The organism is Arthrobacter sp. efr-133-TYG-104 (assembly GCF_030208915.1).
Lineage (GTDB): Bacteria > Actinomycetota > Actinomycetes > Actinomycetales > Micrococcaceae > Arthrobacter.
In genome coordinates this window covers 134,534-148,636 of sequence record NZ_JARVTA010000006.1, presented here as the reverse complement: position 1 = coordinate 148,636, position 14,103 = coordinate 134,534, and the positions used below count along the sequence as shown (strand labels likewise).

Annotated in this window: 10 protein-coding genes; 6 read left to right on the top strand and 4 right to left on the bottom strand. The window is 66.3% G+C overall.

All coding sequences use genetic code 11. The annotated features are described in order from the left end of the window. Positions 1-28 precede the first annotated feature (28 nt). The 3 genes from QRN04_RS06335 to QRN04_RS06325 all read left to right on the top strand — a co-directional run bounded on the left by QRN04_RS06335 (position 29) and on the right by QRN04_RS06325 (position 6,485). Positions 29-2,314: a hypothetical protein gene (locus tag QRN04_RS06335; RefSeq protein ID WP_133830796.1), complete on the top strand. Its 2,286-nt coding sequence runs from the start codon at positions 29-31 to the stop codon at positions 2,312-2,314. Continuing rightward, on the top strand, positions 2,311-5,895 hold the full coding sequence (locus tag QRN04_RS06330) for a mediator complex subunit 15 domain-containing protein (protein ID WP_284975258.1): 3,585 nt from the start codon (positions 2,311-2,313) through the stop codon (positions 5,893-5,895). Before QRN04_RS06335 ends, QRN04_RS06330 begins: the two co-directional genes overlap by 4 nt. A gap of 77 nt (positions 5,896-5,972) precedes the next feature. Next, positions 5,973-6,485 (top strand): hypothetical protein, encoded by a 513-nt coding sequence (locus QRN04_RS06325; RefSeq protein WP_133830798.1) that lies wholly within the window; start codon positions 5,973-5,975, stop codon positions 6,483-6,485. A gap of 107 nt (positions 6,486-6,592) precedes the next feature. Here QRN04_RS06325 and QRN04_RS06320 read toward each other — a convergent pair whose 3' ends face one another. Together QRN04_RS06320 and QRN04_RS06315 are read right to left on the bottom strand one after the other, a co-directional pair. Continuing rightward, positions 6,593-7,057, bottom strand: coding sequence for a hypothetical protein (locus QRN04_RS06320; protein ID WP_133830799.1), 465 nt, complete (start codon positions 7,055-7,057; stop codon positions 6,593-6,595). 129 nt (positions 7,058-7,186) lie between these two features. Next, the gene (locus QRN04_RS06315; RefSeq protein ID WP_284975257.1) at positions 7,187-7,768 is read right to left on the bottom strand and encodes a hypothetical protein; all 582 of its coding nucleotides are present in this window, start codon (positions 7,766-7,768) and stop codon (positions 7,187-7,189) included. Between the two features lie 593 nt (positions 7,769-8,361). Between QRN04_RS06315 and QRN04_RS06310 the strand changes: the two genes are divergently transcribed. From QRN04_RS06310 to QRN04_RS06300, 3 genes are all read left to right on the top strand, one after another. Then, the gene (locus QRN04_RS06310; protein ID WP_133830801.1) at positions 8,362-8,697 is read left to right on the top strand and encodes a hypothetical protein; all 336 of its coding nucleotides are present in this window, start codon (positions 8,362-8,364) and stop codon (positions 8,695-8,697) included. After that, on the top strand, positions 8,675-9,004 hold the full coding sequence (locus tag QRN04_RS06305) for a hypothetical protein (protein ID WP_374111515.1): 330 nt from the start codon (positions 8,675-8,677) through the stop codon (positions 9,002-9,004). Before QRN04_RS06310 ends, QRN04_RS06305 begins: the two co-directional genes overlap by 23 nt. A gap of 137 nt (positions 9,005-9,141) precedes the next feature. Further along, positions 9,142-9,372 (top strand): hypothetical protein, encoded by a 231-nt coding sequence (locus tag QRN04_RS06300; RefSeq protein WP_133830802.1) that lies wholly within the window; start codon positions 9,142-9,144, stop codon positions 9,370-9,372. 10 nt (positions 9,373-9,382) lie between these two features. Here the strand turns inward: QRN04_RS06300 and QRN04_RS06295 are convergent, their stop codons facing one another. Next, positions 9,383-11,152, bottom strand: a complete 1,770-nt coding sequence (locus tag QRN04_RS06295; RefSeq protein ID WP_166651674.1) for a recombinase family protein — start codon at positions 11,150-11,152, stop codon at positions 9,383-9,385. A gap of 186 nt (positions 11,153-11,338) precedes the next feature. Further along, positions 11,339-14,002: a UvrD-helicase domain-containing protein gene (locus QRN04_RS06290; protein ID WP_284975256.1), complete on the bottom strand. Its 2,664-nt coding sequence runs from the start codon at positions 14,000-14,002 to the stop codon at positions 11,339-11,341. Positions 14,003-14,103: the final 101 nt, after the last annotated feature.

Genomic DNA, 14,103 nt, shown 5'->3' with positions numbered 1-14,103 from the left:
GACGAACAAAGGAAGGACGAAGGGTGACATGGCGCTGATGACGAAGGCCCGCGCGCAGCTGGGCATTCCGGGGAAGAAGCCCCGGGGCGGGGACGCGACGGCCGTGCCGGGCGTGGATGAACTGGAGGCCGCTCTCGACGGCGATCCCGCCACGGACGGGACGGCGGAGCCGTCCGAGGTGACCGCGCCGGCGGTCGCCGCTGAGCCGGCCGAGGTGGCCGAGCCGAAGAAGAACTGGTGGCAGCGCCGCCAGGAGATGAAGAAGCTGGAGGGGCGGTTCGACTCGTATCCGCACCTGCTGGCGCTCAAGCCTCGGGAGAAGTACGTCTTCCGCTCCGACTACTTCGAGGTCGACGGTTCCGTGGCGTGCGTGCTCGCGTTCTTCCACGACGACGCCGCGCACGACAACTTCGCCGCGTTCTGGGGCATCGACCGGATCCCGGACGGGCTCGACGAGCGCGTCACCGCGGTCGTCCTGGAGCAGGTGCGCCGGATGGACGAGAAGTGGGTGGATTCGTTCACCAAGCAGTCGGAGAAGCTCGACCGCCTTGACGCGAACGAGCAGGAGGAGACCGGCACGACCTCCTCCAAGCGCAAGGCCGCCAAGATCTCCTCCGACCTTGAGGTCACCATCGGCGAGATCCAGGACGGCGCGAGCTACCTGTCGGTGCACAACCGCCTGTTTCTCAAGGCTCCGGACCTGGAGACGCTGGACGACTCGGTCGACCGCGTCACGCGGCTGTACATCGACCGCTTCGGCACGCTGAAGGCTGCGGCGTACGCCGGCGAGCAGCGCCAGGAACTCTCGGGCCTGTTCAAGAACAACGAGAAGAAGCGCGGCAAGGGCTTCCACTTCACCTCGACCGAGCTCGCGGGTTCGTACTCGCTGGTGACTAACGGCCTGAACGACCGGGGCGGCGAGTACGTCGGCTACATGGTCGGCGACGTCAACAACTCGGCCGTACTCATGGACGTGAACCGGTACGAGCACCACGTTGTCGTGGCAGACGCGACCCTGAGCGAGTACCTGGACCGCCAGCGTGTGTCGAACATGTGGTGCTCGAAGATCTCGCAGGCCTGCATGCTCGGCAACCGCTCGGTGGTCCACCTCGTGCTGGACGGGGCGGACCTGGACAAGCTCGGCCCGAACTTCGAGCGGCTGACCTCGCGCGTGGACCTGAACCGCGGTGACGTCAACCCCTTCGAGCTGTTCGGCGACGAGGACGACGAACTGACGGTCTTCGCCGCGCAGATGGAGAAGCTCAAGCTGATGTTTGAGCAGCTCTACGAGACCACGGACGGGGCAATCGGCTCGATCATCCGCTCCGCGCTGGAGGACACGGCGACCGACTTCTACGTCGAGCAGGGCATGTGGCGGCACAACGCCAAGGACCAGCGGCACCGCCTGCGCGTGGTCAACATCCCGCACCAGCAGGTGCCGCGGCTGCAGATGTTCGTCTCGTACCTCGACACCGCGCACAAAGCCCTGCTGAACTCAAGCAAGACCGACCCCGACCAGCTGCGCGCGTACAACGTGCTGCGCGGCATCGCGAACACGATGCTCAGCACGAACGGCGACCTGTTCAACAACCACACGGCATCGGCCGTGGACGGGGTCCGGGATGCCCGGCGCGTGGTCTACGACTTCTCGCGGCTGATGCGCCGCGGCAAGGGCGTGGCCATGGCCCAGCTGGTCAACATCGTCGGCTTCGCCGTCGGCAAGCTCGGGCTCGGGGACACCGTGGTGATCCACGGCACCGAGCAGATTGACGACCGCGTCAAGAAGTACCTGCGCGACCAGTTCGACCACATGCACGAGCGCGGCGGCCGCGTGGTCTACAGCTACAACGACGTCGACAAGATGCTCGCGGACTCGGACTTCAACAAGTTCGACGCCGCGGACTACACGCTCTTCGGGCCGATGCGCGACCGCACGGTGGCGGAGTACCAGAAGCAGCTGCACCAGCAGATCCCGCCGGACCTCGCCCAGCTCATCACGACCAAGGGCGAGAACCTTACCTACCTTCGCCGGGACGTGTCGAACGTGGTCTTCCACCTCGACCTCGCGCTGGGGATCAACCCCTTCCGCGAGGCCCAGCGCAGGCAGGTTCGCCTGGAGGCCGCCAAGGCCGACGAGGCGGCCCGGATGGACCAGCTGATGAAGGACAAGCCGGCACCCGGCGCGAAGCTCACCAGCGCCCGCCAGGGCGTCGAGTCCGAGGAGGACCGCTCTGAGGACCAGGTGGGGCGGGCCGACCGCAGGAAGGCCATGAAGAAGGCCGGGACCGCCCCGCGGAAGCTGGGCAAGTCATGACGGCCATCACGGACACGACAGACAGGAAGGGAAAGATGAACGGGACCATCACGCTCGCGGCGCGGGCCCGGGCCGCGGCGACTGCCCGGGGCGGGCTGGTGTGCGTCCTGGCTCTGTCGCTGCTCGTGGCACTGGTTGTGCCGCTGCTGATGACGGTGTTCGCGCCATCGGCGCACGCTGCCGACGACGAGGACCGCGACAATTACTCGCTGTACCAGCTGGCGTCGAATGCCTCGACGTACTTCAGTCAGGAGAACTCCCCCGAAGGCAAGGACAAGCCCGAGGATCGGATGAACGAGGACTGGCGGGCGATCACCGCCGACCCGGCGACGGGCGGCGACATGCTCGGCTACGCCGACTCCGAATTCAGCCTCTTCAACGTAGTCGGCTGGCTCTTCGCCGAGGCGACGGGCTCCACGCAGACCATCGGGTACGACACGCTGAATGCGACAGCCAGCGGCAGCGGCAAGAACGTCTACTCCGGCATGGTGGACTACGCCCACTTCGGCGCGGCCAACGCCGACCTCGGCCTGGACACGATGTCCTCGGGCATCGGTGGACAGATCCTGTCGCTCATCGGCGGCGGCGCGATCTGGCTGCTCTACGCGATGGCGCTGGCCGTGGGCACGCTGTTCTATCTCATCATCCAGCTGCTGAAGGTGCTGAACCCGTTCATGTGGTTCTACCAGGCGGTCGCAGGCGTCGCGGACTCCGGCGGCAATACGAACAGCGCGCACCAGCAGGACCTCGCCGACGGGATGACCGGTGGCCAGGCCGGCGGCGGTGCCCTGGCGGGCCTGCAGCACTGGATCGCAAGCTGGTACGGCCTGCTGCAGTCCATCGCCTGGGAGGCGCTGGTCCCGCTCTTCATCGGATTCCTGATTATTGGCCTGGTGCTGTTCAAGAAGATGGACCGCGGCTCGGCGATCAAGAAGCTCGTCGTGCGCGTCGTCTTCATTGGCGTGGGCCTTCCGCTGATGGGTTCGATGTACACCGGCGTCCTGGACAAGTTCGATGACTCGCTGCTGGGCCAGCACGCCGGCCCGACCCGTGTGGTGCTCTCCACGTACGTGGACTTCGAGGCCTGGATGATGAACGACCGTCTCGGCGTTCCCGATGAGGCCGTTATCGCCTGGGACAACGGCCAGGCCAGCAACAACGCGATGATGTCGGTGCGCACGACGGCACTGGCGATCAACAAGCAGGCGCACGGTTCGACCTTCTGCGACATCAGCGTGGGCCCCGGTGCGACCAATGCCGAGACGGCCTGGAAGAACAGCCTGGTCGGCATGGAGGGCAGCCCGGCGGGCGACTTCAACGCCGTGGGCGAGACCTTCGGCATGCTCAACAGCTACATCTCGGGCCAGATTACATCGGCGTCGGACTTCGAGTCGGGCATCAAGAGCGCGATTACCAACCTGCCGGTCAACAGCGATGTGAAGAAGGAGTGGTTCATCGACAAGAAGTCCTACGGTGACAGCGACAACTTCGGCGGGCACGGCGAGTCGGACTACATCCCGACCAACCACCCGGTGCTGGCGGCCGGCGGCAAGGGCCTGACCTCCTCGAACCCGGGCGGGAACACGACGAGCTTCTCGACCCAGGGCACCAAGCACGGCTGTGGGTTCTCGGTCTGGGCGGACAACGCCCCGGTCTCCTGCAACATGTCGGCGCTGTCGGCGTACAACTACCTGAACACCGGCTTCGGCCCCGACTCGATGACGATGTACAGCTCGAACAACGTCACCAGCGGCCTGACCCGCGAGGACCACATGGCGGTCAGCCAGGTCGGCACGGGCCCGGCGAAGTTCATGTACTGGCAGAACGCCGGCGTCGTGTTGGGCAGCATGGTCCTGCTCGGCTTCTGGTACGCCATCGGCATGCTGGTGGGCGCGGTCAAGCGCACCTTCAGCCTCGTGGCCGCGGTGCCGTTCGCCACGCTGGGCGCGATCGCCGCGATCAGCAAGGTGATCGTCTACTCCGTCGCACTGATCCTCGAGGTGCTGGTGACGCTGTTCATCTACCAGTTCGTCTCGGAGCTGCTGATCTCCATCCCGGACATCATCTCCGGACCGGTGTCGGCCTGGGTGTCCCAGGACGGCCTGTGGGGCTCAGGCATGCTCGGCGGGATCATTGTGGTCATCCTGACCCTGATCTCCTCGCTGCTGATCATCGGCATCACCTTGGCGCTCCTGCGGGTGCGCAAGGTCGTGCTGCAGGCGATGGACGAGGTGTTCACCAAGCTCGTGGACAAGTTCCTCGAGACCAACACCGCACCGAAGCCGGACAAGAGCGGCATGCTCCCCGCGCTGGCTGCGGGAGCCGGGGCCGGAGCGGGCATGGCCATGGGTAACAAGCTCGCCTCCGGCGTCGGCGGCAAGCTCGGCGGCAGCGGGGCCACGAAGCCCGGCGGCACCCCCGGTGGCAGCAAGGGCTCGTCGACCAACGCCGGCGGCCTGAACGGTGAGCAGAAGTCGCTTGCTGCCGGGAAGGGCGCGCTGGCCCTGGCCGCCGGTCCGAACGACGGTCCGGAAGCCGGCCCCGACGGCGGCAGCCCCGCCGGCCCCGGTCCGGTTCCCGGCGGTGGTGGTGACAGCGGCGGCCGCGGCCCGTCCGCTGGTGGTCCCGAGGGTCCCGGCGACAAGGGCGGTCCTCTGCAGCTCACGGGCGGCAAGGCGGGGAGCTCCCGCTCCGACAAGGAGACTGCTCAGACCCTGAGCGGCAAGGGCGGCCTGTCGAACCTCGGCTACAGCACCGGCCAGGGTCCCTCCTCGCGGGGCGGCCAGGCCACCGGCGGCCAGACGAGCTTCGGGCTCGGCGGCGCGCAGGGTGCTCCTGGTACCGGGCAGCCGGGCCATGGCCAGGGTCAGGGCCAGAAGCGGGACGGGCTCACGGGCGGCACCGATAGCGGTGCGCACACCAGCCGTGGCCGCAAGGCGGACGCCGGCCAGTCGGCACCGACGCAGTTCGGCACCGGACAGCAGGCGGCTCCTGCCTCCTCGGGCCAGGGCCCGCGCTTCACCGCTGGCACCGTCGGGCCCGCGCAGGTGAACCCCGTCGTCGCAGCGGTCCCGGGGATTCCGGGCACCCGGGCGACGCGGGCCGCCGAAGGCCAGCAGCCGCAGGCCAACGCGGGTTCCGGCTCCCGTGCTGTGCAGGCAGGACCGGGTATCCCGCAGGCCAGCGGCAGCCAGCGCCGCAGCCCGCAGGCTCCGGTCCAGGCTCCGACCGGCCAGGGCAGTGCCCACCGGGCTCCGGTCCAGCCCCGCACCGGCGCTCCGGCGCAGGCGCAGGGCCAGTCCGGTCAGCGTCCGCAGGCCCCGGCTCCTGCTCCGGCTCCTACCCAGCCCCGTGTCGGTGGCCGGGTTACCGGAGGCGCTCAGGGCAGCCAGGGTGTCCAGCCGGCTCCACGCAGCGGACGTCGACCGGCACCGGCGGCTCAGGCTCCGAAGGCCCCGGCCCCGGCCCCGAAGCCGTCGCAGCCGGCTCCGGCCCAGCCGCGGCGGACGGCGGATCCGGCTCCGAAGCGCACGGACGATCCCGTGTCGCGGAGGAAGCCGGCTGAGGACCCGAAGAACTGATCGTTGGTGATGAGGGCGGCGCACTCCGACAAGGGGTGCGCCGCCCTTTGCCTGCCACGGGGGAAAGGATGGACCGGATGAATCTGCGAGGCAAGGCGCGCGACGAGTTTCCGCTGGGCTGGTGGCACTCGGGGCGCTGGTGGCTCGAGGGAGCGCGCGAGCTGGCGGTGAACTGCCTGGCCGCGATGGCTGCTGTGTTATTCCTGCGCGAGGCGCTGCGGCTGGTCCGCGATCGCGACAGCCCCGCTGATCTGGTGCGCCGGCGGGTGCCGACGGAGGGTTGGGCGGCAGGGCTCCTGCTCGGGTGCATGGCTTTGGGTAGTTCAACGGCCCTGGCGGCCGTGGCAGCACAGACGGGCTCCTCCGAACGGGGACTGGTCCAGGCGGCGGTCCTCATCGCCATCTTGTGGTGGCTGGCCAACGTGGTCGTTTCAGTAACTGCGCTTGCGGTGCTGGCCAGGTCGCGGGTCCGGCACCGGGACACCTGGGCCGAGATCGATTTCGTCGAGACATATGCGCCAAAGTACGGACGGCCGCCGGAGACGATCGAGGAGTACCGGGCGCTGCGCCTGAAGGGCGGACGGCTGTAGGACTCATACGGGACTGCCAGCCAGTCAGACACGAGAAGACCCCGTGGACGTGATGTCCACGGGGTCTTCTTTTCCCGTCGGGCGGCAATCGTACTGCAGCACCGGCCTCAATCCCTCCGGGGGCCCTTGTCGAAGATCCGCGAGATGCGGTCGATTCCCTCGGCGCTGAAGATGTCCGAGACGGCACCGGCGGTCCCGCTGCGCGGCAGCTCCGAGCGCAGGGTGAGCTTGGCATACCCCCTGGTCGGCCGGGACTCGATGACGTAGACGATCTCGTGCGAGACGAAGGCCGAAGTGGCCGAGTCCGGCTTCTTCTGGTGGGTAAGCACCCGGAAGCCGGCCCGGGTGCCGATGTAGTCGAAGAAGCGTGTGAGTTTCTCCTCCTCGAGCTGCCGCCGCTCCCCCGCGTTGCGGCCGGAGACTTCGATCAGCTGGATGTGCGTGCAGTCGACATCGTCCGTCGGCCGGCGGATGTCGTCGAAATCCCAGGTGGCTCTTGCTGCGCGCAGCTGCTCGTCGCTGGGGTACGCCACCCGCTCCTTGTAGTACCTGATCGGTCCGATGAGCGTCATGTCCGACCTCCTGCATCCTGTCTGGCGCGCGGGCGCATCCCGGGAGAGAAAAGGCAGAGCCCCGCGGACGCGTGGTCCACGGGGCTCCGGTGCTGCAGGTCGATCGGGGCAGTCAAGGGGTCAGCCTCCTTAGCCGCAGTACTTGGTCTTGACGGCCTTGCCCTGCTCGCTGTCGACGGGCACGAGCACGACGTCGTTGACGCCGTTGGAGAAGACGAACTCCATGGTCGACTTGTCCTTGCCGAAGCTGATCGAGCCGGTCTCGGTGGTGCTGCGGCCAGCCTCGGTCCAGTCCACGGAGGACTTGGACTCGTTGATCTTGCCGGTGCCGCGGACGGTGTAGGCGTCCTTGAGCTCGCCCTTCGCCGCGGCCGCCTTAGGGTCGTCGAGGACGGAGTTGATGGAGTGGCAGGCGAGGTCCTGGCGGCTCGCGGTGTCGAAGTAGGTGATCTGGTCACCGTCCACGACGACGATGTCGCCGTTCTGTCCTTCCGAGGTGGCGAAGTACCGCCCGTCCCCGCCGGAGCTGCTGCAGCCACTGAGCACGAGCGCGGCGCATGCCAGGGCTGCAGCGGTCGCGGCCAGCTTCGTCCGCGTCACGTGTGCGGTACTGGTGATGTCCATGGCCTTCTCGTCCTTCTGGTCGGTCCTGTCGTCCTGGCTCTGTGTCCAGGCAATGAGTGTTCGGAAGGTCCAGCGTCTCGGCTCCACAGTTCAGAACTGTTTCCCCGAGCCCCCGTTCCCAGGCCAAGCCCGGGAGCCGAAGCTGGACTATCCACGCCCGCCTGGACGGACGATCTGCTCAGCCGGGGCTGAGCAGGATTTCCACTCGTATACCTGTTTTCTCTACCAGTATGGCAGACCACGTACCACCTGTACCACCTTGCACATGTCAGTCAGGAGATGACAGGGACAACTCCAGACACAGAGAGCAGCACGCGGATCCCTGCGCGGAGAACACCTGCAGGACCCCGGCGTCGTGTCCGGTGTGCCACTCGGACCCGTCAGGGCCAGGGGTTACACCGCACGCGGGGAGGAGGTGACCGGGTGTGGAGTAGAGGTGGTGGACGGTGCAGGGGGCAGAAGCAGCTGGCATGTCCCCATTGTCGGACACTACGCCGTTTTGTGCCGAGCCGGCAGCGGACCAGGATCAGTCCGTTCCGGACGTTGTCGGAGCCCTTTTATAGCCTGGTGCCCAGGGGATCGAAAAACAGGACCAATGGTGATTCCCGGGAGCGAGGCGGCCGGCCGTAGCCGCCATCTTTGTGGGTCGCCTATTCGAATATGTGTTCTAAGGTTGTGTTATGTCCTCCGAAGAGTTCGCCGCTGCACTGCAAGCGCAGTATGCGCGGCGGGCCGGCCCGATCGGGCTGACCGTGGAAGAGCTCGACTTCGAACACTTCCCGACAAAGAACGGGTATCCCGGAATCCCCGTCAAGGCATGGATCCGGTTCCCGAACTGCGCCGAACTGGTGGACGGCGAGGTCTTCGCCTGGACAGCGAAAGCGGTCGAAGTGACATGGAAGGACGGGCCGGTGACGTACCGGACCTGGGTGTGGAGTTCGGCGGTTACCCGCCGGGAAGAAATGATGAACAGGAATCTTGAAGAGCGGACCCGTGGCAGCAACAGCATCAAATAGCAAACCTCTGGACGCTCCGGTGGAGGTCCGCTTCACGGCGAAGGGGGTTCCCCTGGCCGTCAGGCATGACGGCAGGATCTGGGCCGTGGCCGCGGAACCTGTGCACTGGTTCACCCGTGCCGACTGGTGGAACACCGCCAAGCGGGCACCGGTGGGCAGCGGCGACCTGATCAGCGTCGAACACTGGCAGGTTCAGGTCCGGTTGACGTCCACTTCGGCGCTGCGAACCTTCGAGCTGCGCCGCGACCCTTTGTCCGAGCAGTGGCTGCTGGCCGGGATCAGTGACACCGGGGCTGCCGCGGCCTGAGCCCGCTCCATCCCGTCGACTCATCCCCGAGTGTGACGATTCGACTCGTATCAGATTCCATTCGATTGATCCTCTGACTCATTAGTTGATAGAGTGCCGATAGGCATTCAAAGCACAGCTATCTGAGGCAGGCAGTCATGGCAGGACAGGTCACCACCGCTGAACGCGGTGTGGCTTTGTCTGCATCTGCCTCCCCGCGCAGGCCAGTGCAGATCTCGGCGGCAGCTGCAGCCGCGATCGCCCTCCGCCCGATCCCGGTGGAGGCCATCCAGGCCGGAGCCGCCGTGGCGGCCTCGGTGGCCATCCGGCGGGCGGGGGCAGCTGAGGCTGCCAAGCCTGCGCGCTTGGGTCGCCGTCGGGCCGCCTAGTCCCCGAGAGTCAGCTCCAGGACTGGCGTGAGCCCTTGACCCCGTGCTTGTTGCGGCGGTGGCTGGGCAGCCCGGGCAAAGGGAATTCCTGGCCGCACTCAGGACACGGCACTGGCTGCGGGTGCGCGTAGTTCATGTGGTGGCGCAGGTTGTTCCGGTAGCGGAACGTCCGGGGTTCTTCGCACTTGGGGCACTGGTAGCTGCCGTTCGAGGGCATGAGCGAGTACCCGCCCCCGCGGCGCGGCTCCTGGTCGTCAGCTTCGCCGAGATACCAGAAGCCGATCCGGCTCAGGTTCGTGCCCTGGGAGCCGAACATCCCCTTGACCGACCCGCGCTTTCCGTCGTCGGCGTAGACCACGACCTTGCGGAGGAAGGCCCTGATGATCGACTTCTGCTCTGTCTCGGAGAGCTCGAGGAACTCGGCCCCGCTGATGTCGGGGATCGCCCTCGGTCGCCCCTCGGTCTTCTCCGAGATCCGCATCTCGATCTGTCCCTTGAGGGCCTCCTCCTCACCGATGCGGTTCAGCAGTGCCGACATCGCGCTGGCCGGCGCGGTGTTGATCTGGGCCCGCAGGATCAGGATGGAGTCCCCCAGGGCATCAGCCTGTTCGTGGAGCTCGGACAACTCCGAGCTCGCGCTCCCTTCCGCGGCCTGGTTCAGCCTCTCGGCCTGCAGCTCCATCACCTCGGGGCTGTCGAGCGATCCGGCGACGACGTCGCGGATGAAGCGCTCCAGGGCTTCCCGGTTGATTGCAACGCCGGGGCAGTCAGCGCCGCGCATCCGTCCGTTGCACACGTACGATCCCGACTCACCCATCGACCTGTTGCTGGTCATCTTGGTGCCGCAGCCGGCGCAGTAGACGAGGCCGACCAGGGGAAGGCCTCCGGCGCGGGCCCGGGTCCGCTTGAGCGGTTGGGGTTTCATCAGCAGGCGCAGGGTTTCCCACTCGGCCTCCGTGCAGACCGCCTCATGACTCTTGACCGGACGCCCATCCTTGTCGATGACGATCTTGCGCGTGTCGCGGAAGTCCGGACCTGGGCCGCCGCTGCGTCCATCGGCCTTGGCCGTGAGGGAGTTGTATCCAGCCAGGAGCGGATGGCGCAGTAGGGAGGCGACGGCGCGGTATTGGAATGGCCGGCCCTCGCGGTTGGTCAGGCCCTGCTGGTTGAGCTCCCGGACGATCTCGGCGACGGAGAGTCCGTCGAGCCGCCATTCGACGATGCGGCGGACGGTCTTGCTCTCCTCCGGGTGCAGCTTCAGCGTCTTCACGCCGTCGGCGTTGCGCTGTTCGGGCCGCATCCAGCCGTACGGGGCAGGGCCGTTCCAGCCGCCCTTCTGGCGGATGTTCTCGGCGGTGCGCTTCAGCCGCTTGCTCGTGGTCGCCGCCTCGGTCTCCGCCAGGCCGCCGAGGACGGAGATCAGCAGGATGGTGTCGGGCGATCGAGGGGCGAACACGCGGTCATGGGTGTAGATCGTGACGTTGTGGCGGTTGCAGGTGTCGACGATGCGGGCGGTGTCCATCAACCGCCGTGCCAGTCGGTCGAGGTCCCGGACGTAGAGCGCCTTGACGTCGCCTTCGGCGAGGACCCCTTCGAGGCGGTCGCGCTCGGGGCGGTGCCGGTCACGGTAGGCACTGACGACTTCTTCGAAGATGTCGTGCTTGGCGACCGTGTGGTGGAGCTTCCGGCTCTCCGCCATGATCCAGGCACGCTGGTCGACGAGCGACGCGTTGCCCTCGGTGGGGTCTTTGGACCTGCGGATATAGGCAACGGCTCGCACCCGTAAAGCATACATTTTTAAGGGTGGTGACCCGCGTGGTCTGCGTATCGGTGTGATGATGGCCTCTGCAAGTGCTGCATTCCGCAAGGCTCGGCTTGGCCGACCACGTGGGTTGGACGCGTCAGTCGGCCAAAATATCGCCAAGCGTAGAACCTGCGCCTCGGAACATGGAAGGCATCCTTGTCCCTAACTATCAGCGAGTTTCATCGTTCCATTGCAGGTCGGGTACCCGGCGCAGCCGAAGAACCGGCCGTAGGGCCCTTTGCGTTCCCTCATCGTGTGTTTCTTGCATTTCGGGCAGACCACTGGGGTGATGTCGTCGCCTGTCGCGGATCGGATCTTGACGACACGATCTCCGACCAGCTCGAGGAGGAACGCTGATTCCCTACCGGCGCGCGTGACCAGGAGCGCTGAGCGCTTGGCACGGGTCAGTGCGACATAGAACAGGCGTCGTTCTTCTGCGTGTGGGTAGGAGTCAGGGGCGGACATGGCCAGTTGCAGGAGAGCATCATCCTCGACAATGCTGGGGAATCCGTTCCTCTCAAGGCCGAGCACAACGACGTAGTCTGCCTCCTTTCCTTTCGAGGCGTGCACGGTGTTGAACTCGATGGTCAGGTTGGCGTATCTGGCTTCCAGGGCCGAGGTGACATCGTCCTTGGACCGGGAGTACCGGCCGAGCAGCAGCACAGTGGCTGGCTCCGTGAGCTCTGAGTCAAGGGTTGTCAGGTGCTGCCGGACGGCCGATCCGTAGTGGCTGCGCTCCCGTACACTGACGGCGCATACGGTCTCGCCAGCCTCCGGCGCTGAAGATCGGACGTTCTTGGAGATTTGATTGGGGTTTTTCATCACGAACCCACCCGCGACATCGCACAGGGACTGCGGGGACCGGAAGGTGCGGTCCAGCCAGATGGTGGACGCTGTCCCGAACCAATTATCGAAGCGGGTCATCACACCGAGGTCTGAGCCCGCGAACCTGTTGATGGACTGCCAGTCGTCGCCGACCGCGTACAGGTAGTTTCCAGAAGTCTTCATCAGCGCCCGAACCAACGCCGCGCGTGCAGCGCTGGTGTCCTGCATCTCGTCGACCATGACGAGCCGGTATGGACTCGTCCACCGGCCCGACTCGACGTGATCGGTTGCGAGATTCAGCATGTCCTCGAAATCGATCTGGCCCGCAGCTCGGAGCTGACGGTCCCATTCGGCGAGGATGACGCCGTACAGGCGTGTGAAGAGCCTGGCCCGCAAGGTTCGGCCGGCCCGCTGCGTCAGCACGTCAGGGGTGAGGCGGTTGCCCTTCGCGTGGGCCATGAACGACCGCATCAGCGTCATCATGGCTGGTTCGGTGATCGGAGACTCCCCTACCGCCTCCCGGTAGGGGTCTTCCTCGAGTTGGATTCCGTGTCGGCGGAGCTCCTGTTCGAGGTGCTCGAACCCGGACCCGTCCCGGATGGTTGCCGAGGTTGTCTCGATAAGTCTTGTGCTGTATCGAGTGTGGGTCTGACGCCGCCACGCCATACTCTCGGCATACCCGTCAAAATTTGGCGGCGGGTTGCCGTCTGAACCGAGCGCCCAGTGCTCATGCCAGACGTCGATGTCCGGATAGTAGAAGTCCGGCTGATACTGACGGTGGTGCGCGTCCGCAACGTCGTGCGCGTAGGGTCGCTCGTATTCGTATCGGACGCCGTTCAGGAAGAGCCAGTTTGCGATCATCACCTCTTCCTGGCTCTTAACGACCTCCCCTGCGAGAGTGCCGAAGCCGTTAATACCTTTGTTCCTGTCCCACGTCTCAGGCTCGTCTTCGTCCCCGAGGTCCGGCAGTTGCCTGCCGAACACGAGCCGGAAAAGGTCCCAGTCACGCCGGAAGGCCGGGTCCCGGTCACGGAGCCCATCAACGATCGCCGCGAGCCGCCCGATCCCGTTGCCATTGGTGATGTCATCGGGGACTGAAGGTTTTCGACCGGTGGCTTCACCGACGACTCGCAGTCCGAAGGCGTGAAAAGTGCTCGACGCTACCGACGCACCGTCATCGCCGAGGCGGGAGACAAGCCGCTCCGAGAGCTCACCGGCTGCCTTCTTGTTGAATGCGAGGGCAAGGATCTCCGTCGGCTGGGCGATGCCACGCCGGATCGCATACCCGGCGCGGGCTACCATCGTCGACGTCTTCCCGGAGCCCGCGGCCGCGATAACACGCACCCGGTTGTCGAAGCAGACCGTCGCCCTCGTCTGCTCTTCCGTCAACGGCGACTTCTCGACCTTGCGGAAGAAGTCGGCAAGGTCGTTTTTCTCCCACTCCAGGAACGCCTCGTTGCGCTGGGCAGCCCACCTTGACAAGTCAGTGGTGCAGCAGGCGTCGACTGCGGCACGCTGGTCCTCACGTTTGCCCCTGGGAAGCCCGGAGAGCCGCGGATCGCTGTCGGCAGCCAGCCACACAGCGACGTCCGGACGGGAGTCCGCGAGCGCGGCGATCGTGTCCTGGTCCGCCCACCGTAGTCGGTCCATCACATCCCGGACCCGGGACCACCACAGGCCGGCCGCCTCGCCCTGCTCCTCAGCCTTTGAGAGCAGGGCGGCGAGATGCCGTCGCTCATCGAGCTCGGAGCGGTACGCAGCGGCAACCTCACGCACCGCGCGACGAGACAGCCCATTGAGCACCGTCTCCGTCCCGTGGACGAGAGTGACGATGAGCTGCCCTGAGCCTTCATCGACTGCGAGTCTGAGGACGTCGATGACATCAGCGTCCACCTCCCGGGGGATTCCGCAGACGCGCAGGCGGCCCTCACGGATCGACAGCACCCATGACCCGGCACCTCTGAACGCGCGTGCCCACCAACCCGGCTTCCACTCCGTCATGCTTCCCCCGACTCACACACGTCTTCAAAAGGAGACTATTTGCCCTCTTTCCACGGTATCAGCGAGGAATTGTGTGTCGTCGAGTGCGTTCACCGGGTTCG